Source organism: Citrobacter sp. S-77 (assembly GCF_963864895.1).
GTDB lineage: Bacteria > Pseudomonadota > Gammaproteobacteria > Enterobacterales > Enterobacteriaceae > Citrobacter > Citrobacter murliniae.
The window spans coordinates 4,706,978-4,730,310 of record NZ_CAWLWU010000002.1; the positions used below are offsets into that span (position 1 = coordinate 4,706,978).

The following is a 23,333-nucleotide window of genomic DNA, read 5'->3' on the forward strand; positions in this document are numbered from 1 at the left end:
CTGCTGATTAACTTTATTTCTGACAGCGGCGACAATAGAACGTCGTCCGCTGGGCATGTTTAGTGGCGACAACGGGTGCACCACATGCGCGGCAGGGCTCACCTTCACGCCCATAGACTTGCAATTCTTGTGCAAAATAGCCCGGCTTACCGTCGCTTTGCAGGAAATCCTTCAGCGTCGTCCCGCCCTGCTCGATAGAGCGCAGTAAAACCGCTTTGATAACGCGCACCAGCAATTCACACTCGGCTTTTGACAGTGACGATGCCAGACGGTCAGGATGGATGCCAGCCGCAAAGAGCGACTCACTGGCATAGATATTACCCACGCCCACCACCAATTTGTTATCCATCAGCCAGGGTTTAATCGCCGTTTTCTTCTTCGCACATCTGTGCTGGAGATAATCGGCGTTGAAATCATCGCTCAGAGGCTCGGGACCAAGATGTGCGAGAACATTGTGTCCTTCCAGCTCTTTTGTCCACAGCCAGGCACCAAAACGACGAGGATCGGTGTAACGCAGGACTTTGCCATTACTCATCACTAAATCGACATGGTCATGTTTTTCTGCCGGAAGCTCTTCAGGGAGGATACGCAGGCTGCCTGACATGCCCAGATGAATGATAATCCAGCCATCCGGTAGCTCCAGCAACAGATATTTCGCACGGCGCTGTACGCTAACGACGGGTTTATCACTAAGACGATAAATTTCCTCTGATACCGGCCAGCGCAAACGACCATTCCGAACATTGGCATGCAGAATCGTTGCCCCTACCAGATGAGGTTCAATACCACGGCGACTGGTTTCGACTTCAGGTAATTCAGGCATAGCATCTCCGGCTGTATATCAGGTTTTATTAATATGGGGACGGCCAGAAAACAAAAAACCCCGCCGAGGCGAGGTTTTTCGTGACATCGAAACTAAAATTATTTGATTTTAGCTTCTTTGTACAGAACGTGCTGACGGACAACTGGATCGAATTTTTTCAGTTCCAGTTTTTCCGGCTTAGTACGTTTGTTCTTCGTAGTGGTATAGAAGTGACCAGTACCAGCAGAAGAAACCAGCTTGATTTTCTCACGAATACCTTTAGCCATGATTTATTTCCTCTTAGTACTTAGTACTTTTCGCCACGGGCACGCAGTTCAGACAGAACTGTTTCGATGCCTTTCTTATCAATTACACGCATACCTTTAGCAGATACACGCAGGGTGACAAAACGCTTCTCGCTCTCAACCCAAAAACGGTGAGAGTGCAGGTTAGGCAGGAAACGGCGTTTAGTCGCGTTCAGTGCGTGGGAACGGTTGTTACCGGTCACCGGACGCTTGCCAGTAACTTGGCAGACTCGGGACATGTCTATTCTCCAAAAATCAAATTAGCTCGAGCTTCGTATGGGGTATTGGCGCCTCGTCAGGCTTCTCAGCCCGGTTATCGCAGTTCAATACACTTAATCGTTCATACTGCATCATCATTGGACGCCGAATGAATGATCTCATGTATTCGCGAACTCTCGATTGCCAGGCCCAAATGCCAAACCCGAGATTCTCAAAGGTGGCGTAGTATACGCTGAGTCAGCGATGTGCTCAAGTCCCGAACAGACAAAGATCCCGATGGATCGCGTAAAGTGCGCTAAATCCAACCACGTTCCGCAAAAGAAACGTACTCTCCACGCCCAATTACAAGATGATCAATCACCCGGATATCCATGAACTGACAGCATTTCACCACACGCTCGGTGATGAGTTTATCTGCTTTGCTCGGCTCTGCACACCCCGAAGGGTGATTATGTGCAAGGATCACCGCTGACGCATTCATTTTTATCGCCTCACGGACAATCTCTCGCGGATGCACCTCTACGTGGCTAAGCGTACCGGAAAAAAGTTTGCTGTGTTTAATTACGCGATGCTGAGCATCCATAAAGATCACCAGAAAGATCTCCCGCTCCTCTTCCGCAAGCTGACTTTGCAGAAATTCTCTCGTCATTTCCGGGCTAAGTAGCGCCCTTTCCTCAATCACACGCACGTTGTAGTAGCGTCTCGCCAGTTCGGCAATCCCCTTGAGTTGCGCATACTTCGCCACGCCAATACCCTGAACGTGACTAAATTCCATGTAATCTGCAGACAAAAGGCCATAAAGCGAATCAAAATGCTGAAGCATTTCTTTCGCCAGCGTGAGTACATCAGTACCGCGTAATCCGGTGCGTAAAAAGAGCGCCAGTAGCTCAACATCCGTAAGAGAACGGACTCCCAGCTTCATCATCTTTTCCCGGGGCATCAAACATCCTGTATTTTTCATGCCTCCCTCCTTTGGAGTCTGCATGGTGGCATAACCCCAACAACGAATCGACGCTCAGTTCTCACTTCTTCGTAGCGCCTCGCAAAGTGGATCGCGGTCAAAAGCACGACAAATGGTGGATTGTGATAAAATATCCGCCTTCTGGTGTAACCCAACAGGAAAGATCATGATGAGCCTGGCCGGTAAAAAAATCGTACTTGGCGTCAGTGGCGGCATTGCTGCATACAAAACCCCTGAGCTGGTGCGTCGTTTACGGGAGCGTGGCGCAGACGTCCGCGTGGCAATGACCGAGGCGGCAAAAGCGTTTATTACTCCCCTGAGCTTACAGGCGGTTTCGGGCTATCCCGTTTCCGATAGCCTGCTTGACCCCGCAGCAGAAGCCGCGATGGGCCATATTGAACTGGGAAAATGGGCTGATTTGGTTATTCTTGCCCCCGCTACGGCAGATCTGATTGCACGCGTCGCCGCAGGCATGGCTAACGATCTGGTTTCAACGATCTGTCTGGCAACGCCAGCGCCTGTTGCCGTTCTGCCCGCCATGAACCAACAGATGTACCGTGCCGCTGCTACGCAACACAATCTGGGGATTCTCGCCTCACGTGGATTACTCATCTGGGGGCCAGACAGCGGCAGCCAAGCATGTGGCGATGTCGGCCCTGGGCGCATGCTGGATCCGTTAACGATTGTCGATATGGCTGCTGAACATTTTTCATCTGTCAACGATCTGCAACATCTCAACATCATGATTACGGCTGGCCCGACACGTGAACCACTTGATCCTGTACGTTATATTTCCAACCACAGTTCAGGGAAAATGGGATTTGCCATCGCAGCAGCAGCGGCAAAGCGTGGTGCAAACGTCACGCTGGTATCGGGTCCCGTTACGCTATCAACCCCCCCCTTTGTACAGCGCATAGATGTGATGACAGCGCTGGAAATGGAGGCCGCCGTACAATCTACGGCACAACAGCAGCATATTTTTATCGGCTGCGCCGCAGTTGCTGATTACCGGGCAGAAACCGTCGCCAGTGAAAAAATTAAAAAGCAGGCCACGCAGGGTGATGAATTAACAGTAAAAATGGTCAAAAACCCGGATATTATCGCTGGCGTTGCCGCACTGGATGCTAATCGTCCTTTTGTCGTTGGATTTGCCGCAGAAACGAATAATGTGGAAGAATACGCCCGGCAAAAACGTATTCGTAAAAACCTTGATATGATCTGTGCAAACGATGTTTCACTGTCTACTCAAGGGTTTAACAGCGACAGCAATGCATTACACCTTTTCTGGCAGGATGGAGATAAAGTCTTACCGCTTGAGCGCAAAGAACTCCTGGGCCAATTATTACTCGACGAGATCGTGACCCGTTATGATGAAAAAAATCGACGTTAAGATTCTGGACCCGCGCGTAGGGCAACAATTCCCACTCCCGACGTACGCAACTTCTGGTTCTGCTGGACTTGACCTGCGCGCCTGTCTGGATGACGCCGTAGAGCTGGCACCTGGTGCAACGACACTGGTACCGACCGGATTAGCCATTCATATCGCCGATCCCTCGCTGGCGGCAGTGATGTTACCGCGCTCCGGACTGGGTCATAAGCACGGCATTGTGCTGGGCAATCTGGTCGGTCTGATTGACTCCGACTACCAGGGACAACTGATGGTGTCCATCTGGAACCGTGGCCAGGATAGCTTCACTATTGAGCCTGGTGAACGCATTGCACAAATGATCTTTGTACCAGTCGTGCAGGCTGAATTTAATCTGGTGGAAGAGTTTGAAGCCACCGATCGTGGCGAAGGTGGCTTCGGCCATTCCGGGCGCAAGTAACCCGTAGAGAAGTATCCCACAGCGCAATAACGCAATAACAAACCGCAAACAGCAGTTTGCGGTCGCTGTGTGGATGCCTGCCTGGCAAGTGCTTATTTTCAGGGGTATTTTGTAACATGGTAGAAAAGCAAACTGCGAAAAGGAATCGTCGCGAAGAAATACTTCAGTCTCTGGCGCTGATGCTTGAATCCAGCGATGGAAGCCAACGCATCACGACAGCAAAACTGGCGGCCTCTGTTGGCGTTTCCGAAGCGGCATTGTATCGCCATTTTCCCAGCAAGACCCGCATGTTCGATAGCCTGATTGAGTTTATCGAAGATAGTCTGATTACCCGTATCAATTTGATTTTAAAAGATGAAAAAGACACAAGCGCACGTCTGCGTCTGATCGTACTGCTGATTTTAGGTTTTGGTGAACGAAATCCCGGCCTGACGCGTATTCTGACCGGACACGCGCTCATGTTTGAGCAAGACCGCCTGCAAGGTCGTATTAACCAGCTTTTTGAGCGCATTGAGGCGCAATTGCGCCAGGTTCTGCGAGAAAAAAGAATGCGTGAGGGCGAAGGTTACGCTGTGGATGAAACGCTGCTGGCCAGCCAGTTACTGGCTTTCTGCGAAGGTATGCTGTCTCGCTTCGTGCGTAGCGAATTTAAATACCGTCCAACGGACGATTTTGACACCCGCTGGCCGCTACTGGTTGCTCAACTGCAATAACGTCTTAGCCAGACTGCGGCGTTGCCTTATCCGGCCTACTGCTTTGTAGGCCAGGTAAGCGCAGCGCCGCCGGCGATTAAACCCCAAACTCTTCGCGATACGCCCGCACAGCGGCCAGGTGTTCCGCCATTTCAGGCTTCTCTTCCAGATACGCAATCAGGTCTTTCAGGGTAATTATTGAAATCACCTTGCAGCCATAGTCACGTTCTACTTCCTGGATTGCAGAAATCTCACCACGACCACGTTCCTGGCGATCAAGAGAAATCAGTACCCCAGCCAGCGTCGCACCATTGGCCTGGATTATCTCCATCGACTCGCGAATCGCTGTACCGGCGGTGATCACATCATCCACCAACATCACTCGGCCCTGTAGTGCACTGCCTACCAGGTTTCCACCTTCGCCATGGGTTTTCGCCTCTTTACGGTTAAAGCAGTACGGCAAATCTTTATCGTGGTGTTCCGCCAGCGCAACGGCCGTGGTAGTGGCAATAGGAATCCCTTTATATGCGGGGCCAAACAGCAGATCAAAATCAATACCGGAATCCACAAGCGCTTCAGCATAAAAACGACCTAACAGTGCCAGATCGCGCCCGGTATTAAACAGCCCGGCGTTGAAGAAATAGGGGCTCTTGCGCCCGGATTTCAGCGTAAACTCGCCAAACTTTAGTACCTGCTTGCCAAGCGCAAACTCAATAAACTGGCGCTGATATGGTTTCATGGATTCGCTCCTCTTTTCACTTTCATCATTTACGAAATCTGCAGACAAAAAAAAGGGCGACTACGTCGCCCTTAAAATCAATTTTCTAACGCCGCCTTCTGCGTCGCTACAATGGATTCGATCCCCCCTCTGGCCAACGCCAGTAGGGTGAGTAGTTCTTCATGGCTGAACGGTTCACCTTCTGCAGTACCCTGCACTTCGATAATGCGACCATCTTCAGTCATCACCACGTTCATATCGGTTTCTGCCGCAGAGTCTTCAACATACTCCAGGTCACAGAGCGCTTCGCCATTAACAATACCTACTGAGACCGCAGCGACCATCCCTTTCATTGGGTTGGTTTTCAGTTTACCGCTCGCCACCAGCTTGTTTAGCGCGTCAGCCAGCGCAACACAAGCACCTGTAATCGATGCGGTTCGCGTGCCACCATCTGCCTGAATAACATCGCAATCCAGGGTAATAGTAAATTCGCCGAGAGTCTTCAGGTCAACGGCTGCACGCAGCGCACGTGCAATCAGACGCTGTATTTCCATGGTACGGCCACCTTGTTTACCCTTCGCCGCTTCACGTGCGTTACGGGTATGAGTGGCGCGAGGCAGCATGCCGTATTCGGCGGTGATCCAGCCCTGTCCCTGGCCTTTCAGAAAACGTGGAACGCCTTCATCAATAGAGGCAGTGCACAGCACTTTAGTATCACCAAATTCGACCAGTACGGAGCCTTCAGCGTGTTTTGTATAATTACGGGTCAGGGTGACAGGACGCACCTGATTGGCACTACGACCGGCTGGACGCATGATAAAATCTCCGACTTGAAACGAATGTGGCTGCGCATTATACGGACTTCCGACGGTTATTCCTATCCTGACAAGACGTGGATGGCTATAATCCTCCCATCTCATCTTTAAAAACAGGAACGTCTATGATCCGCAGCATGACCGCCTACGCCCGGCGTGAAATCAAGGGTGAATGGGGTAGCGCCACCTGGGAAATGCGCTCGGTAAACCAGCGTTATCTGGAAACCTATTTTCGCCTGCCGGAGCAGTTCCGTAGCCTTGAACCTGTTGTACGCGAACGTATCCGCTCACGTCTGACGCGCGGTAAAATCGAATGCACACTGCGTTTTGAGCCTGACGCCAGCGCGCAAGGTGAGCTGATTCTGAATGAGAAGCTCGCTAAACAGCTCGTTACCGCCGCAAACTGGGTCAAAATGCAGAGCGATGAAGGTGAAATTAATCCGGTTGATATCCTGCGTTGGCCGGGTGTAATGGCTGCCCAGGAGCAAGATCTGGACGCTATTGCCGCCGAAATCCTTGCCGCACTTGACGGTACGCTGGATGACTTTATTGTCGCGCGTGAAACCGAAGGCCAGGCGCTGAAAACACTGATCGAACAGCGTCTGGAAGGCGTCAGCACCGAAGTGGCGAAGGTCCGCGCGCACATGCCGGAAATTCTGCAATGGCAGCGCGATCGTCTGGTTGCCAAGCTGGAAGATGCACAGGTGCAGCTGGAAAATAACCGCCTTGAACAAGAGTTAGTGCTGATGGCACAGCGTATTGATGTGGCAGAAGAATTGGATCGTCTCGAAGCCCACGTTAAAGAAACCTACAACATCCTGAAGAAAAAAGAAGCGGTCGGCCGCCGTCTGGACTTCATGATGCAGGAATTTAACCGTGAGTCGAACACTCTGGCATCTAAATCCATCAATGCTGAAGTCACTAACTCCGCGATTGAACTGAAAGTATTGATCGAGCAAATGCGCGAACAGATTCAGAATATCGAGTAAGTTCCCTTACACGTAGCGTGTCGATAAACGGTGGCGCTACGTGTAATTCTCTTTTGTCAGCTATTCTTTGCTCTAATTGGATTATATTTTCTCATCAATTATTATCCTAATTAACGATCAAAAGTCCGTTATCTCTGGCATTCCCAATAAATTCGCATTAGCTATTTTTATTAAAATCACTTCGCCTTAGAAAATCTCAATCGTGACATTGCGCACAAATCGTTAACCTTAGCCCCAGCAAATCAGGGGGGAAGGCATGCTGCTACACGTTTTATATTTAATTGGTATTACTGCTGAAGCTATGACAGGTGCGCTTGCGGCAGGCCGTCGTCGTATGGATACATTTGGCGTAATTATCATTGCCACCGCGACTGCCATTGGCGGCGGGTCCGTACGCGATATTCTTCTCGGTCACTATCCGCTCGGCTGGGTCAAACACCCTGAGTACGTCATTATCGTGGCAACCGCCGCTGTACTGACCACGATTATTGCTCCCGTCATGCCCTACCTGCGCAAAATATTCCTGGTGCTGGATGCTCTGGGTCTCGTAGTTTTCTCTATTATTGGCGCTCAGGTAGCGCTCGATATGGGGCACGGACCGATTATTGCCGTTGTCGCCGCCGTCACCACCGGTGTCTTTGGTGGCGTCCTACGAGACATGTTCTGCAAACGCATTCCGTTAGTGTTCCAGAAAGAGCTGTATGCCGGTGTGTCATTTGCCGCCGCCGTACTTTACATTGTGCTGCAACATTATGTCTCCAGCCACGATGTAGTGGTTATCTCTACCCTGCTATTTGGTTTTACCGCCCGATTATTGGCGCTGCGCCTGAAGTTAGGGCTGCCAGTATTTTATTATCGCCATGAAGGTCATTAAAGCGTAAAGCCCGTAATACGCTGAGCTGCTAACCAGTTGCTCAGCGCTTTTACTTTCTGATTCCCCAGCCACTGAATTAACTGTCGGGTACGGCGCTCCCCCATCGACGGAAGCTGCCGCCAGCTTTTTTCATCGCGTTCCTGTAGTTGCCGCCATGATCGGTCACGACTGGCATCCAGTGTCACCTGTGTTAACGGTATTCCCATAGCAACTATCCAGCGAGTAAAAGGATGCTGACGCGACAGGTTAAACTGATGCCACAACTTCTCGCCTTTACGGACTCCAAGCGTGGACTGTAGCTGTTCCTGGGTTAAGGCGAGCCAGGAAAAGATATGTTCAAAGCGATGTGCATGATGGAGTTCCCGCCACCCTGCCTCACCGATACCGTCAAAATTCAACGCCTCTTTTGCACTCAGCCAGACCAGCCTGGCAACAAATTGTTGCTGGCATTCCGGCGTTGCATAAAAACAGGTTAATGAATTGAAATGACCTTTTGGAGGAGCGGGTTTAGTCCGCTGGGTACTGCGCCAGACCACATCGTCTATGCGGGGAATCCCCTGTCCGGCCAGACTGACAAGGAGATGATCGCCAGGTGCGATATCCCATTCATTCCACCGGCGAACAGAGCCAATATTGACGCGCTGCACTCGTTTATCATCCAGCATAACCGGAGCCAACAAGGCGACTACGGCAATTTGCCCACTCTTGCCGACAGAGAATTGAATCCCCGTCACCTCGGATACCCGGGCAACCGGAGGATATTTCCAGGCCACCAGCCAGTCTCCCTGGCCAGGTAACCAGTTTCGTGCTTCTGGCTCCTTTCCCGTTCGTACCACAACACCATCGGTCACAAAAGGCAATCCCGAGGTCCACCAGTGTGTACGGGCACGCTCAACCTCATCGGCATTTTTAACAGGCTGGGTAAATTGCCGGGTCAGACTGAACCCTGCATCAGCAAGCTGTCGCAGTCTGTCCGGCATGTTCACCGGACCATCGGGCCAGGCCCAGATAAAAATGGCTAAAGATCGCAACAACTCTGGATTATCCTTGCGCATCATCATCCCAGCCACCTTAGAGCGGGCATTCATTCCGCCACTCTTTTGCTGGATATGACCGTCCTGCGGCAAAAAAATCTCACCCTGCAACGTACTGTTAGCCAGTTGGCCTTTGGCCATTTTTGGCACGGAAGGGATCTGGCGAACCTTGTTCGTCCAGTCTTCTCCTTTCAGCCCGTTACCGCGACTAATTGCCCTGACCAGATTACCATCCCGATAGACCAGCGTAACTGCCACTCCGTCCACCTTCGGCTGTACCCAGAGATCGCCACGAGTACGCATCCATTGTTGTACAGATCGCTTATCTGCAAGCTTACGTACCCCCGTGTGGGGAACTGGGTGCGATATCGTTCCACTAATCGGAGGAACTGGCTGGTCTGCATGTGAATCATCGCTAAAACAGCGGTGCCATTGGGCCAATTGCGCATCAAGCTGGTCATAGACACTATCATCTACAGCACTGATGCCTTGTTTCCAGTAGCTGTCATTCCATTGATCCATTTGCTGCTGTAGCCGTGATATTTCCGCGTTTGCCCGGGCAGGCAACCAGACAGGACATAATGTCCATGCCGGAAAATGCCATACCAGTAAAACCAGCGCTACGCATTTCCATAACCTCATCACCACCTCCGCTAAACATTACGTTGCCCGGCAGGTATAGCGCGAAGCGTCAGCGAAACAGAGTGGCAAAAGATCATCCTGCGAACCGCTTTCCAGACATTTTTGTTTATTGCAGCAAATCCCCGGTAAAACAGGAAAAAGGTATACAAAACGCAATAATCATGCGCAAAAAGTGTGACAAGGGCTACGTCGTATAGCGGCTACGTGTATAATAAGCCCGTATGTAGGCTCTCTTTCGACAATCACATACATAAGATACTCATGGCTCAAGGCACGCTTTATATTGTTTCTGCCCCCAGTGGCGCGGGTAAATCCAGCCTGATTCAGGCTTTATTAAAGACCCAACCGTTGTATGACACCCAGGTTTCTGTTTCGCACACTACCCGCGCACCGCGTCCCGGGGAGGTGCATGGTGAACACTATTACTTCGTAAACCATGATGAATTCAGAAGCATGATTGGCAGAGATGCGTTCCTGGAACACGCTGAGGTATTTGGCAATTATTATGGCACCTCGCGTGAGGCAATTGAGCAAGTGCTGGCATCGGGTGTAGATGTCTTTTTAGATATCGACTGGCAAGGTGCGCAGCAAATTCGTGAAAAAATGCCGCATGCGCGCAGTATTTTTATTTTGCCGCCCTCTAAGATCGAACTGGACCGCCGCCTGCGCGGTCGTGGTCAGGATAGCGAAGAAGTCATCGTAAAACGTATGGCGCAAGCTGTTGCAGAAATGAGCCATTACGCCGAATATGATTATCTTATTGTGAATGATGATTTCGATACTGCCCTGGGCGATTTGAAAACTATCATTCGCGCCGAACGTCTGCGCATGAGCCGCCAAAAGCAGCGTCATGACGCTTTAATCAGCAAACTGTTGGCAGACTGAACTCACATTCAGTATCATGCCCAGTCATTTCTTCACCTGTGGAGCATTTTAAGTATGGCACGCGTAACTGTTCAGGACGCTGTAGAGAAAATTGGTAACCGTTTTGACCTGGTACTGGTCGCCGCGCGTCGCGCTCGTCAGATGCAGGTAGGCGGAAAGGATCCGCTCGTACCGGAAGAAAACGATAAAACTACTGTAATCGCGCTGCGCGAAATCGAAGAAGGTCTGATCAACAACCAGATCCTTGACGTGCGTGAGCGCCAGGAACAGCAAGAGCAGGAAGCCGCTGAATTACAAGCCGTTACCGCTATTGCTGAAGGTCGTCGTTAATCACAAAGCGGGTCGCCCTTGTATCTGTTTGAAAGCCTGAATCAACTGATTCAAAACTACCTGCCGGAAGACCAGATTAAGCGTCTTCGGCAGGCGTATCTCGTTGCACGTGACGCTCACGAGGGCCAGACACGTTCAAGCGGTGAACCCTATATCACGCACCCGGTAGCGGTGGCCTGCATTCTGGCCGAGATGAAACTCGACTATGAAACGCTAATGGCCGCGCTGCTACATGACGTGATTGAAGATACTCCTGCCACCTACCAGGACATGGAACAGCTTTTTGGTAAAAGCGTTGCTGAGCTGGTAGAAGGGGTATCAAAGCTTGATAAGCTTAAGTTTCGCGATAAGAAAGAGGCGCAGGCCGAAAACTTTCGCAAGATGATTATGGCGATGGTGCAGGATATCCGCGTCATTCTCATCAAACTTGCCGACCGTACCCACAATATGCGCACGCTGGGCTCATTACGCCCGGATAAGCGTCGCCGCATCGCCCGTGAAACCCTCGAAATCTACAGTCCGCTGGCACACCGTTTAGGTATTCATCACATTAAAACCGAGCTGGAAGAGCTGGGTTTTGAAGCGCTATACCCGAACCGCTACCGCGTGATTAAAGAAGTGGTTAAAGCCGCTCGCGGCAACCGCAAAGAGATGATTCAAAAAATCCTCTCTGAAATCGAAGGACGTTTACAGGAGGCAGGCATTCCGTGCCGCGTAAGTGGTCGCGAGAAACACCTGTACTCTATCTACTGCAAGATGGTACTCAAAGAGCAGCGTTTTCACTCAATCATGGATATCTACGCATTCCGCGTTATCGTCCATGACTCTGATACCTGCTATCGCGTACTCGGGCAGATGCACAGCCTGTATAAACCTCGTCCTGGCCGAGTAAAAGATTATATTGCGATTCCGAAAGCGAACGGATATCAGTCTTTACACACCTCAATGATCGGCCCGCACGGTGTTCCAGTCGAAGTACAAATTCGTACTGAAGACATGGACCAAATGGCGGAGATGGGGGTTGCTGCACACTGGGCGTACAAAGAGCACGGCGAAACCAGCACAACGGCACAAATCCGCGCCCAGCGCTGGATGCAGAGCCTGTTGGAACTGCAGCAGAGCGTCGGTAGCTCATTTGAATTTATTGAAAGCGTCAAATCTGATCTCTTCCCGGATGAGATTTATGTTTTCACACCGGAAGGGCGCATTGTTGAACTGCCTGCCGGTGCAACGCCTGTCGACTTCGCTTACGCGGTACACACCGATATCGGCCATGCCTGCGTCGGCGCGCGCGTCGACAGGCAGCCATACCCGCTTTCACAGCCACTCTTTAGCGGTCAGACCGTTGAAATCATCACTGCACCGGGCGCACGTCCCAATGCGGCGTGGCTCAACTTTGTTGTCAGTTCGAAAGCACGCGCCAAAATTCGCCAGTTGCTGAAAAACCTCAAACGCGATGATTCCGTCAGTCTTGGGCGTCGTCTGCTCAACCATGCCTTAGGCGGTAGCCGTAAGCTGGCTGAGATCCCGCAAGAAAGTATCCAGCGTGAGCTTGAGCGTATGAAGCTCGCCACACTTGACGATCTGTTAGCGGAAATCGGACTGGGGAACGCCATGAGCGTTGTGGTGGCAAAAAACCTTCAGCAAGGTGAAGTACCGGCGAACGCTCCCGCACAATCCGGTCATGGGCATCTGCCAATTAAAGGCGCAGATGGCGTGCTGATTACCTTCGCGAAATGCTGTCGCCCGATTCCTGGCGATCCGATCATTGCCCACGTCAGCCCGGGTAAAGGTCTGGTTATCCACCATGAATCCTGCCGTAACATCCGTGGCTACCAGAAAGAGCCAGAGAAGTTTATGGCGGTGGAATGGGATAAAGAGACAGAGCAGGAATTCATCACCGAAATTAAGGTGGACATGTTTAACCACCAGGGTGCACTGGCTAACCTGACGGCGGCAATCAACACAACCACCTCTAATATTCAGAGTCTGAATACCGAAGAGAAAGATGGTCGCGTCTACAGCGCCTTTATTCGCCTGACCGCACGCGATCGTGTGCACCTGGCAAATATCATGCGCAAAATCCGTGTTATGCCGGACGTGATAAAAGTCACCCGTAACCGAAACTAGTTTTATGAATAAACAACGTTATGCTCGAATCTGCGAGATGCTCGCCAGGCGTCAGCCTGATCTGACCGTCTGCATGGAGCAGGTCCATAAACCTCATAACGTTTCTGCGATCATTCGAACCGCAGATGCAGTCGGCGTACATGAAGTTCACGCTGTTTGGCCAGGGAGCCGTATGCGCACCATGGCCTCTTCTGCCGCAGGTAGCAACAGTTGGGTACAGGTTAAGACCCACCGCACGATTGGCGATGCGGTAACGCATTTAAAAAGCCAGGGCATGCAGGTTCTGGCGACGCACCTCTCTGATAAAGCCGTCGATTTCCGCGAGATTGATTACACGCGTCCTACCTGCATCCTGATGGGTCAGGAGAAAACCGGTATTACTCAGGAAGCGCTGGCTCTGGCGGATCAGGACATCATCATTCCTATGACCGGCATGGTACAGTCGCTGAATGTCTCAGTCGCCTCCGCGCTTATTCTGTACGAAGCACAGCGCCAGCGACAAAACGCCGGGATGTACCTGCGAGAGAACAGCATGCTGCCGGAAGATGAACAGCAGCGGTTGCTGTTTGAAGGCGGCTATCCGGTGCTGGCAAACGTTGCTAAGCGCAAAGGTCTTCCCTATCCCCACGTCAATTCGCAGGGCGAAATTGAAGCCGATGCAACGTGGTGGGCCACTATGCAATCTGCGAGATAAACGCGATGAAAGGCCGTTTACTGGATGCTATTCCACTCAACTCTCTGACGGGCGTTGGCGCAGCGCAAAGCAGTAAACTGGCGAAAATCGGCCTGCACACCGTGCAGGATCTTCTCTTACACCTTCCCCTGCGCTACGAAGACCGCACGCATCTGCATCCAATTGGCGAACTGCTGCCTGGCGTATATGCGACCGTAGAAGGCGAAGTGCTGAACTGCAACATCACCTTTGGCGGCCGCCGAATGATGACCTGCCAGATAAGCGATGGCTCCGGCATTCTGACAATGCGCTTTTTCAACTTCAGCGCAGCAATGAAAAACAGCCTTGCGACAGGAAGACGGGTGCTGGCCTATGGCGAAGCCAGGCGCGGGAAATACGGCGCAGAGATGATCCACCCGGAATATCGCGTGCAGGGAGATCTCAGCACACCGGAACTCCAGGAAACACTCACGCCTGTTTATCCGACCACTGAAGGTGTAAAACAGGCAACACTGCGCAAACTGACCGATCAGGCTCTGGATTTGCTTGATACCTGTGCCATTGCCGAACTGCTGCCGCCAGATTTATTACAGGGTTTGATGAGCCTGCCAGAAGCTTTACGCACGCTGCACCGCCCGCCGCCATCACTACAGCTCAGCGACCTTGAAACGGGGCAACACCCGGCGCAGCGACGTCTGATCCTTGAAGAGCTACTAGCGCATAACCTCAGCATGCTGGCATTACGCGCAGGCGCTCAGCGCTTTCATGCTCAGCCTCTCAGTGCCAATGATACCCTGAAAAACCAGCTACTGGCCGCGCTGCCATTTAAACCTACCGGCGCACAGGCTCGCGTAGTGGCTGAGATCGAACGCGACATGGCGCTGGATGTCCCGATGATGCGTCTGGTTCAGGGCGATGTCGGTTCCGGTAAAACTCTTGTCGCCGCACTCGCGGCGCTAAGGGCTATCGCACATGGCAAGCAGGTAGCGCTCATGGCACCAACCGAACTTCTGGCCGAACAGCACGCGAATAACTTCCGTAACTGGTTTGCGCCATTGGGTGTTGAGGTGGGCTGGCTGGCGGGTAAGCAGAAAGGTAAAGCGCGTCTTGCGCAACAGGAAGCTATCGCCAGCGGACAGGTGCAGATGATTGTCGGCACTCATGCGATTTTCCAGGAGCAGGTGCAGTTCAACGGTCTGGCGCTGGTTATCATCGACGAACAACACCGCTTTGGCGTTCACCAGCGTCTGGCGCTGTGGGAAAAAGGTCAACAGCAGGGTTTTCACCCGCACCAGTTGATCATGACCGCTACCCCGATCCCCCGTACGCTGGCAATGACCGCCTATGCCGATCTCGATACCTCGGTGATTGACGAACTGCCTCCGGGCCGTACACCAGTCACTACTGTCGCCATCCCGGATACCCGTCGCAGCGACATTATTGACCGCGTGCGTAACGCCTGCACTCACGAAGGGCGTCAGGCATACTGGGTCTGCACGCTCATTGAAGAGTCTGATTTACTGGAAGCACAGGCTGCGGAAGCCACGTGGGAAGAACTTAAACTCGCCCTGCCAGAACTCAATATTGGCCTGGTGCATGGGCGAATGAAACCTGCAGAGAAACAATCGGTGATGGCCGCCTTCAAACAGGGTGAACTGCATCTGCTGGTCGCCACCACGGTGATTGAAGTTGGCGTGGACGTGCCAAACGCCAGCCTGATGATTATCGAAAACCCGGAGCGCTTAGGCCTGGCCCAGTTGCACCAGCTTCGTGGCCGCGTAGGCCGTGGCGCGGTGGCCTCTCACTGTGTGCTGCTCTACAAATTGCCGCTTTCAAAAACTGCTCAGAAGCGTCTGCAAGTGTTGCGGGACAGCAACGACGGATTCGTTATTGCGCAAAAAGATTTGGAGATCCGCGGCCCGGGCGAATTGTTAGGTACGCGTCAGACCGGAACTGCAGAATTCAAAGTGGCGGATTTGCTGCGCGATCAGGCGATTATTCCGGAAGTTCAGCGCATTGCCCGTCACATTCATGAACGTTACCCACAACAGGCGATGGCGCTGATAGAGCGCTGGATGCCGGAAACAGAGCGCTACTCCAACGCATAACAGATCAAGATCAATAGCGGCGGCGGTTATCACACCGCCGCACAGCCTTTATTGCGCAAAAATCGGCAACAGTAGATACAGCTTAATCACCAGCGCGTTGACAATATCGATAAAGAACGCCCCCACCATTGGCACCACCAAAAATGCCATATGCGACGGACCAAAACGCTCAGTAATTGCCTGCATATTAGCAATCGCCGTCGGCGTCGCGCCAAGACCAAAACCACAGTGTCCTGCCGCCAGCACCGCTGCATCATAGTTCTTACCCATCATGCGCCAGGTCACGAATACAGCGTACAGCGCCATGAAAATGGTCTGTACAACGAGGATAGCCAGCATCGGCAGTGCCAGTGAAGCCAGCTCCCACAGTTTCAGGCTCATCAACGCCATCGCGAGGAATAGCGACAGGCTAACGTTACCCAACACCGAAACCGCACGCTCAAATACCCGATAAAAGCCCATTAACGCCAGGCCATTGCTGAGGATCACCCCCACAAACAGCACGCAAACAAAAGTCGGAAGTTCCAGTACCGTTCCCACCAGCAATTGCGCAACGATTTTTCCGACCGTCAGACAGATAGCAATCAGCGCGATGGTTTCAATCAGCACCAGAGAGGTGATTATGCGCCCGACATCCGGTTTTTCAAACGCGGTCGGAACCGCCTGATCGTCCGGCATACCGTCCGGCGTCGTGGAGTGCTTTACCAGATAGCGCGCCACCGGACCACCAATCAGTCCGCCCAACACCAGGCCAAACGTTGCGCACGCCATCGCCACTTCGGTGGCATTGGTGAAACCATAGCGTTCAATAAACAGTTTGCTCCACGCAGCTCCGGTGCCGTGGCCGCCAGAGAGCGTTATCGAACCGGCAATCAGCCCCATCAGCGGGTCAAGGCCGAGCAGACTTGCCATCCCAATACCAATGGCGTTCTGCATCAATAGCAAACCTACCACCACAATCAGAAATATTCCCACCACGCGCCCACCGGCTCGCAGGCTGGCGATATTGGCGTTCAGGCCGATAGTCGCAAAGAACGCCAGCATCAGCGGATCGCGCAGCGTCATATCAAAATTGACTTCCCAGCCCATACTTTTTTTCAGTACCAACAGCGCGATCGCCACCAGCAATCCACCCGCTACAGGTTCGGGAATGGTGTATTTCTTCAGGAAGGGAACAGACTGGACGAGCTTGCGCCCCAGCAGCAACACCAGGGTTGCAGCAACCAGTGTTGATAAAGTATCGAGGTAAAACATATACAGCTCCATTAGTGCGTTTAGCACAGTCACGCACGATGCATTCCAGATCGATTTTTAGCTCTTAATGAGTTATCGGGGTGGATTTTAAGCAGAAAATGATGAAAAGTTATATAAAAATGTTTGTTTATCCGTTTTAAATATTAGCAATAGTTACTGGCAAACGTTTGCTTTTACGCCCTGGTCAGATAAAATCACCGCTTTTCCACCATGGGATTGCCTCTGATGTCCGTTAACGCCGTAGAGTCAGCAAATGCGCAACCGGTTGCGCAGACTCACAACAGTGAACTGATTTACCGTCTTGAAGATCGCCCTCCGCTAGCCCAGACCCTGTTTGCCGCCTGTCAGCACCTGCTGGCGATGTTCGTCGCGGTTATCACGCCTGCCCTGCTCATCTGCCAGGCGCTCGGTTTACCGGCTCAGGATACTCAACACATTATCAGTATGTCGCTGTTCGCATCCGGCGTAGCTTCCATCATTCAGATTAAAGCCTGGGGGCCAGTTGGCTCGGGGCTGTTATCCATTCAGGGCACCAGCTTTAACTTTGTTGCGCCGCTGATTATGGGCGGCACGGCGCTGAAAACCGGTGGTGCCGATGTCCCTACTATGATGGCTGCGCTGTTTGGCACTTTAATGCTGGCAAGCTGCACTGAAATGGTTATCTCTCGTGTACTGCATCTGGCGCGCCGTATTATTACCCCGCTGGTCTCAGGCGTGGTGGTGATGATCATCGGCTTGTCGCTGATTCAGGTCGGCCTGACATCGATTGGTGGCGGCTACGCGGCGATGAGTGATAACACCTTTGGCGCACCGAAGAATTTGATGCTGGCAGGTGTCGTACTGGCACTCATTATCATTCTGAATCGCCAGCGCAACCCATACCTGCGCGTTGCGTCACTGGTGATTGCGATGGCCGCGGGCTACCTGCTGGCCTGGTTTATGGACATGCTGCCGCAAAATACCGCACCGGTAAGCCAGGACCTCATCATGGTGCCAACACCGCTGTACTATGGTCTGGGTATCGACTGGAACCTACTGCTGCCGCTGATGCTGGTCTTTATGATCACTTCGCTGGAAACCATCGGTGATATTACGGCCACGTCCGATGTCTCCGAACAACCCGTCTCCGGCCCGCTGTATATGAAGCGTCTGAAAGGTGGCGTACTGGCTAACGGTCTGAACTCATTTGTCTCCGCCGTATTCAACACCTTCCCGAACTCCTGCTTCGGGCAGAACAACGGGGTCATCCAGTTAACCGGCGTCGCCAGCCGCTATGTCGGCTTTGTAGTCGCGCTGATGCTGATCGCACTGGGCCTGTTCCCGGCGGTAAGTGGTTTTGTGCAGCACATTCCAGAACCCGTTTTGGGCGGCGCTACGCTGGTCATGTTTGGTACCATCGCAGCATCCGGGGTACGCATTGTTTCACGCGAGCCGTTGAATCGCCGCGCCATTCTGATTATCGCGTTGTCGCTGGCGGTCGGTCTTGGCGTCTCCCAGCAGCCGCTGATCCTGCAGTTTGCTCCTGACTGGGTGAAAAACTTACTCTCCTCCGGCATTGCCGCTGGCGGTATTACCGCTATCGTCCTGAACCTGATTTTCCCGCCAGAGAAAGCCTAAGCGAAGTGCGGCGTTGATTCAGAATCAACGCCGCTGTAACGCTCTTTCACCATTCCCGCCTTGAGCATTGCGCATAAATCGTGCATAACTTGACTATGTGCACTTCGCGGGATGGAAGACCATGAAATTTATTGGAAAGCTGCTTCTTTACGTGCTGATCGCTTTTGCAGTGGTGATCCTCGGCCTTTATTTTCTACTGCAAACCCGCTGGGGCGCAGAGCATGTCAGCGCCTGGGTATCGGAGAATAGCAGCTACCACCTGACTTTTGATGCCATCGATCACCGGTTTTCCGCACCCTCCCACATTCTGTTGGAAAACGTCACCTTTGGCCGGGACGGGCAGCCTTCCACTCTGGTCGCAAAAATGGTCGATATTGGGCTGAGTAGCCGTCAAATCACCGATCCATTGCACGTTGACACCATTCTTTTGCAAAACGGTACGCTCAATCTTTCCCAGCAAACTGCGCCGCTTCCATTTCAGGCCGATCGCCTGCAATTGCAGGATATGGCGCTTAACAGCCCCGGCAGTGCGTGGAACCTGAGCGCCCAGCGCGTGAACGGTGGCGTTATCCCCTGGAGTCCTGAGGCAGGTAAAATTCTCGGCAACAAGGCGCAAATCCAGCTCAGCGCCAGCTCGTTGACGCTGAACGATGTTCCCACCACTAACGTGCTGATTGAAGGCAGTATCGACCATGAACGGGTGACGTTAAGCAACATTGGTGCAGATGTGGCACGCGGTGCATTAACCGGTGTGGCACAGCGGAATGCCGACGGCAGTTGGGTAGTGGAGAATCTGCGTCTGAATGATATCCGACTACAGAGCGATAAATCACTGGCCGATTTTTTCGCGCCGTTAACCACCATTCCTTCTCTGCAAATAGGTCGCCTTGAGGTGACGGATGCCCGTCTGCAGGGCCCTGACTGGGCGGTAACGGATCTCGACCTTAGCTTGCGCAACATGACCTTCAGCAAGGACGACTGGCAGACACAGGAAGGTAAACTGTCGATGAACGCCAGTGAGTTCATCTACGGTTCACTGCACTTCTACGATCCTATTCTGAACGCCGAGTTCTCACCGCAAGGCATTGCACTTCGCCAGTTCACAACCCGCTGGGAAGGCGGCATGGTCAGAACGTCCGGCAACTGGCTGCGCAACAACAAAGCGCTGATCCTCGACGATGCCGCGATTGCCGGGCTGGAATACACGCTTCCGGAAAACTGGAAGCAGCAGTGGATGAAGCCGCTGCCAGCCTGGTTGAACAGCCTGACCCTGAAGAAATTCAGCGCCAGCCGTAACCTCGTGATTGATATCGATCCAGCGTTCCCGTGGCAACTTACCGCGCTGGATGGCTACGGCGCTAACCTGGGGCTGGTGCAAAACAATCAATGGGGGATCTGGAGCGGTAATGCCACGCTCAATGCCGCTGCTGCTACATTCAACCGCACCGACGTTCGCCGTCCTTCGCTGGCACTCACAGCGAACAGCAGCACGGTTAACATCAGCGAGCTAAGCGCGTATACCGAGAAAGGGCTGCTGGAAGCCACCGCCAGCATCTCGCAGCTACCACAGCGCCAGACAAAAGTCAGCCTGAACGGGCGCGGTGTGCCAATGACTATCCTGCAACAGTGGGGTTGGCCTGCACTGCCGCTTTCCGGTGACGGCAACATCCAGCTTATCGCCAGCGGTAACATTCTGGCAGATGCACCGTTGAAGCCAACAGTGAACGGTCAGTTGCATGCGGTGAATGCGCAACAACAACAGATGACGCAAACCATGCAGGCAGGCGTCGTGTCTGGCGGGGAAGTCACGTCCCCGTCGCCTGCGCAATAAAACCAGATTGCCCGGTGGCGTTTGCGCTTACCGGGCCTGCGATTTTGCCTCCTTGCCAGCCGAATAAGACCAAGCCACCATCCGGTGACGGGCTATTCCCGTAAACCATCATATTCACTGCATAACAACCATTTTACTGGCTCATCCTCAGCTATCGCCGGGAAGCGCCCGCCTGGCTCAAGGAAGTGGTTATCCTGCAGGTCGTCATTCACCATCGAAATTTCCCAACCCAGCACAAACGCTTTCTCAGCCCAGAAGCGATGGTACAAACGCGGCGGCAGGCAGACACTCTGCCCCGGCTTCAGCACCAGAGTGTCGCCGGGCTTGAAAGTACGCCGTTGACCATCCACGCTGACATCAACTATTCGCTGACCGTCGTACTGTGCATCGGGCGTAGCCCACGCCAGCTGCATGCATAAATCACCACCGCCGCGATTCACGATATCTTCCATTTTATGCGTATGAAAATGCCACGGAGTTTGCTGATCCTGCTGAATTTGCAGCATCTTTTCGGCATACGGTTTGGGGTAGTTGGCTGAACCCAGCAAGCCATTGCGCAACGTCAACAACGTCAGCCCCGTTTGCGAAAAATCCCCGCGACCAAAGTCGGTAATATCCCAGCCCAACCTGAGATCGAGTACTTCACACCACTCCGCTCTATCCTGCTGTCGCCAGACATCGGCGGTAAAATAGGCAAAATCAGGCAGACACACCCGAAAGGTCTCGGCGATGGCATGCGCTTTATCAACGGCATAATTTATTTGAGAACGCTTCATTCCACTTTTCCTTGTTGCGAAAGAGGCGGGTCACCCCGCCTGCATGCGGTTAGTAAAGTGACGCTTTTCCGGTGGAGCCGAACAGTTTCATTTTGTGACGGATCACATCCCGTGCGGCGCTGATCGCTTCCGGATAGATTACATTTGGGTCCCACCAGGTCTCTTTTGCCAGGATTTCACGGACTTTCTGGAAATAGGCGTATTTCATATCACTGGAAATATTGATTTTTCCGACCCCCAGCGTGACGGATTCGGCAATTTCCGCATCCGGATTCGCTGAGCCGCCGTGCAGAACCAGCGGAATATCCAGCCGTCCAGCGATGTCGCGCAGGATGTTCATTTGCAGTTCAGGCTGCATACCTTTCGGGTAGATCCCGTGTGCGGTACCAATCGCCACCGCCAGCGTGTCGGCACCCGTACGGGCAATAAAATCCTCTGCCTGAGCAGGATCGGTATAGGTAACTTGCGAGACACCGCCTTCTACTGACGTCCCGGTCTGACCAATCGTTCCCAACTCACCTTCAACAGAAACACCTACCGCGTGCGCCAGTCTGACCACTTCCTTCGTCAGTGCCACATTCTCCTCATACGGCAGCAGCGAGCCGTCAATCATCACGGAGGTAAACCCGCATTGAATTGCGCGCAGGACATGCTCTACCGAGGCACCGTGATCCAGATGCAGAGTGAACGGTACCGGGCTGCGCATCGTGATATCACGAACATAGCTAAAAAACTCATCACCGAGGAAATCATGCTCGCTAGGGTGGATGGAGATAATCGCAGGTGTGTTGGTCGCTTCCGCTTCTTCCACCACAGCACGCACAAAACAGCTATCTGCAACGTTAAAGGCGCCAATGGCAAAACCGTGCTGACGGGTAGGTTGCAGTAATTCTTTCATCGAAACTAACATGGTAATTCTCCAGTTTCAGGGTGTAGAAAGCCCTGCCAGTGCGTTATCGCAGAGGCATAGAGGGCGTTACAGAAAACGAATCAGGCTTTGTCGATAGCGCCGCTGGCCTGCAGGTACGGAATTATGGCTTCCTCGCTGGCCTGCTCCATCACCGCCAGAGCATCAACCAGTTCACAGGATTTGTCCCGACAGAGGGTATGCAGCAATGCCGCTTTTCCTGCCTCAAAGACAGCCGCCCCAACGTTGATCTTGGCAACGCCAAAGGCCGGGCAACGCTGGAGCTGGTCAAACGGCGTACCGCTACCGCCATGCAGAGCAAGCGGCACGGTCGACATACGGGCGATCTCCTCAAGACGCTGGAAATCAATGGCAGGGGTAATGCCAGGCGCGTACATGCCGTGCGCCGTTCCGACTGAAACGGCCAGTAAGTCGATACCTGTCTGCTGGATAAACGGCGCAACATCTGCGACCTGAGTCATCAAATCGACGTTCGTCGCATGGTCATAGCGCGGCGCATCGGCCAGATGGCCCAGTTCCCCCTCAACGCAAAGTTTTGCGCTGGCGGCCAGTTCCACCACTGCCCTGGTCTGGCGAATATTCTCTTCCAGCGCAAACGCAGAGGCGTCGATCATCAAACCGCTAAATCCGGCGCGGAAAGCCTGGCGAATGCGTACAGGATCCTTTCCATGGTCAAGTGCTAACGCGACAGGTACAGAGGCCTCTTCTGCCAGTGTTTTAACGACCGCTGCCGCCAGTGAGGCAGGGAAATGATCCAGATGTCCCTGGTACAGATTCAGAATGATGGGCGCACGGTGTTTCTCAGCAACCCGCACCGCAGCTCTGGCACTTTCCAGGTTCATACAATTGATCGCCAGCAGTGCGTACTGTCCACGCCAGGCTTTCGTCACCATGCTTTTCATATCGGCAAACATACGGCCTCCG

23 protein-coding genes are annotated in these 23,333 nt (G+C 52.8%); 12 read left to right on the forward strand and 11 right to left on the reverse strand.

Annotated elements, in window-relative coordinates:
* Window positions 1-13 precede the first annotated feature (13 nt).
* From mutM to radC, 4 genes are all read right to left on the reverse strand, one after another.
* The gene (gene mutM / locus AACS05_RS23035) at window positions 14-823 is read right to left on the reverse strand and encodes a bifunctional DNA-formamidopyrimidine glycosylase/DNA-(apurinic or apyrimidinic site) lyase (RefSeq protein WP_045448821.1); all 810 of its coding nucleotides are present in this window, start codon (window positions 821-823) and stop codon (window positions 14-16) included.
* Between the two features lie 98 nt (window positions 824-921).
* The gene (gene rpmG / locus AACS05_RS23040; protein WP_003024094.1) at window positions 922-1,089 is read right to left on the reverse strand and encodes a 50S ribosomal protein L33; all 168 of its coding nucleotides are present in this window, start codon (window positions 1,087-1,089) and stop codon (window positions 922-924) included.
* A gap of 20 nt (window positions 1,090-1,109) precedes the next feature.
* Entirely contained in the window at window positions 1,110-1,346 is a 237-nt protein-coding gene (gene rpmB / locus AACS05_RS23045) for a 50S ribosomal protein L28 (RefSeq protein ID WP_003024071.1), read from the reverse strand.
* Between the two features lie 275 nt (window positions 1,347-1,621).
* A complete protein-coding gene (radC, locus tag AACS05_RS23050) occupies window positions 1,622-2,287 on the reverse strand; it encodes a RadC family protein (RefSeq protein WP_045448824.1) in 666 nt (221 codons plus the stop codon).
* A gap of 169 nt (window positions 2,288-2,456) precedes the next feature.
* On the opposite strand from radC, the gene coaBC reads away from it, so the two are divergent.
* The 3 genes from coaBC to slmA all read left to right on the forward strand — a co-directional run bounded on the left by coaBC (window position 2,457) and on the right by slmA (window position 4,826).
* Entirely contained in the window at window positions 2,457-3,677 is a 1,221-nt protein-coding gene (gene coaBC, locus AACS05_RS23055; protein WP_136345383.1) for a bifunctional phosphopantothenoylcysteine decarboxylase/phosphopantothenate--cysteine ligase CoaBC, read from the forward strand.
* A complete protein-coding gene (gene dut, locus AACS05_RS23060) occupies window positions 3,655-4,113 on the forward strand; it encodes a dUTP diphosphatase (RefSeq protein ID WP_045448827.1) in 459 nt (152 codons plus the stop codon). Before coaBC ends, dut begins: the two co-directional genes overlap by 23 nt.
* A gap of 116 nt (window positions 4,114-4,229) precedes the next feature.
* A complete protein-coding gene (slmA, locus tag AACS05_RS23065) occupies window positions 4,230-4,826 on the forward strand; it encodes a nucleoid occlusion factor SlmA (RefSeq protein WP_045448829.1) in 597 nt (198 codons plus the stop codon).
* Window positions 4,827-4,902: 76 nt separating this feature from the next.
* Here the strand turns inward: slmA and pyrE are convergent, their stop codons facing one another.
* On the reverse strand, window positions 4,903-5,544 hold the full coding sequence (gene pyrE / locus AACS05_RS23070) for an orotate phosphoribosyltransferase (protein WP_045448830.1): 642 nt from the start codon (window positions 5,542-5,544) through the stop codon (window positions 4,903-4,905).
* 77 nt (window positions 5,545-5,621) lie between these two features.
* Window positions 5,622-6,338, reverse strand: a complete 717-nt coding sequence (rph, locus tag AACS05_RS23075; RefSeq protein WP_003024054.1) for a ribonuclease PH — start codon at window positions 6,336-6,338, stop codon at window positions 5,622-5,624.
* A 125-nt stretch (window positions 6,339-6,463) separates the two neighbouring features.
* On the opposite strand from rph, the gene AACS05_RS23080 reads away from it, so the two are divergent.
* Window positions 6,464-7,327, forward strand: a complete 864-nt coding sequence (locus AACS05_RS23080) for a YicC/YloC family endoribonuclease (RefSeq protein ID WP_045448832.1) — start codon at window positions 6,464-6,466, stop codon at window positions 7,325-7,327.
* A 256-nt stretch (window positions 7,328-7,583) separates the two neighbouring features.
* Window positions 7,584-8,201, forward strand: coding sequence for a trimeric intracellular cation channel family protein (locus AACS05_RS23085; RefSeq protein WP_003024049.1), 618 nt, complete (start codon window positions 7,584-7,586; stop codon window positions 8,199-8,201).
* Here AACS05_RS23085 and ligB read toward each other — a convergent pair.
* Window positions 8,198-9,877, reverse strand: a complete 1,680-nt coding sequence (ligB, locus tag AACS05_RS23090) for an NAD-dependent DNA ligase LigB (RefSeq protein ID WP_045448834.1) — start codon at window positions 9,875-9,877, stop codon at window positions 8,198-8,200. The two genes, AACS05_RS23085 and ligB, sit on opposite strands and share 4 nt — an antisense overlap.
* A 261-nt stretch (window positions 9,878-10,138) precedes the next feature.
* Here ligB and gmk point away from each other — a divergent pair, with 261 nt between their 5' ends.
* Genes gmk through recG form a run of 5 tightly spaced genes read left to right on the forward strand, consistent with a single transcriptional unit; the run spans window position 10,139 to window position 16,003 of the window.
* Window positions 10,139-10,762 carry a guanylate kinase gene (gmk, locus tag AACS05_RS23095; protein ID WP_045448835.1) on the forward strand — a complete coding sequence of 208 codons (624 nt, stop codon included), beginning with the start codon at window positions 10,139-10,141 and terminating at the stop codon, window positions 10,760-10,762.
* Between the two features lie 54 nt (window positions 10,763-10,816).
* Window positions 10,817-11,092: a DNA-directed RNA polymerase subunit omega gene (rpoZ, locus tag AACS05_RS23100; protein ID WP_000135058.1), complete on the forward strand. Its 276-nt coding sequence runs from the start codon at window positions 10,817-10,819 to the stop codon at window positions 11,090-11,092.
* Between the two features lie 18 nt (window positions 11,093-11,110).
* The gene (gene spoT / locus AACS05_RS23105; RefSeq protein WP_045448838.1) at window positions 11,111-13,222 is read left to right on the forward strand and encodes a bifunctional GTP diphosphokinase/guanosine-3',5'-bis pyrophosphate 3'-pyrophosphohydrolase; all 2,112 of its coding nucleotides are present in this window, start codon (window positions 11,111-11,113) and stop codon (window positions 13,220-13,222) included.
* A gap of 4 nt (window positions 13,223-13,226) precedes the next feature.
* Window positions 13,227-13,916 carry a tRNA (guanosine(18)-2'-O)-methyltransferase TrmH gene (trmH, locus tag AACS05_RS23110; protein ID WP_045448840.1) on the forward strand — a complete coding sequence of 230 codons (690 nt, stop codon included), beginning with the start codon at window positions 13,227-13,229 and terminating at the stop codon, window positions 13,914-13,916.
* A 5-nt stretch (window positions 13,917-13,921) separates the two neighbouring features.
* Window positions 13,922-16,003, forward strand: a complete 2,082-nt coding sequence (gene recG / locus AACS05_RS23115; RefSeq protein ID WP_045448841.1) for an ATP-dependent DNA helicase RecG — start codon at window positions 13,922-13,924, stop codon at window positions 16,001-16,003.
* A gap of 48 nt (window positions 16,004-16,051) precedes the next feature.
* On the opposite strand, the gene gltS is transcribed toward recG, so the two are convergent.
* Complete coding sequence (gltS, locus tag AACS05_RS23120; RefSeq protein ID WP_045448843.1) at window positions 16,052-17,257, reverse strand: sodium/glutamate symporter; 1,206 nt, start codon at window positions 17,255-17,257, stop codon at window positions 16,052-16,054.
* 225 nt (window positions 17,258-17,482) lie between these two features.
* On the opposite strand from gltS, the gene xanP reads away from it, so the two are divergent.
* A complete protein-coding gene (xanP, locus tag AACS05_RS23125) occupies window positions 17,483-18,874 on the forward strand; it encodes a xanthine/proton symporter XanP (RefSeq protein WP_045448845.1) in 1,392 nt (463 codons plus the stop codon).
* A 121-nt stretch (window positions 18,875-18,995) separates the two neighbouring features.
* Window positions 18,996-20,705, forward strand: coding sequence for an AsmA family protein (locus tag AACS05_RS23130; protein WP_045448846.1), 1,710 nt, complete (start codon window positions 18,996-18,998; stop codon window positions 20,703-20,705).
* Window positions 20,706-20,797: 92 nt separating this feature from the next.
* Here the strand turns inward: AACS05_RS23130 and AACS05_RS23135 are convergent, their stop codons facing one another.
* The 3 genes from AACS05_RS23135 to AACS05_RS23145 form a co-directional block, all read right to left on the reverse strand.
* On the reverse strand, window positions 20,798-21,481 hold the full coding sequence (locus AACS05_RS23135) for a D-lyxose/D-mannose family sugar isomerase (protein ID WP_045448848.1): 684 nt from the start codon (window positions 21,479-21,481) through the stop codon (window positions 20,798-20,800).
* A gap of 49 nt (window positions 21,482-21,530) precedes the next feature.
* Window positions 21,531-22,391: a ketose-bisphosphate aldolase gene (locus tag AACS05_RS23140; protein ID WP_045448850.1), complete on the reverse strand. Its 861-nt coding sequence runs from the start codon at window positions 22,389-22,391 to the stop codon at window positions 21,531-21,533.
* An 80-nt stretch (window positions 22,392-22,471) separates the two neighbouring features.
* Entirely contained in the window at window positions 22,472-23,323 is an 852-nt protein-coding gene (locus tag AACS05_RS23145) for a class II fructose-bisphosphate aldolase (RefSeq protein ID WP_045448851.1), read from the reverse strand.
* Window positions 23,324-23,333: the final 10 nt, after the last annotated feature.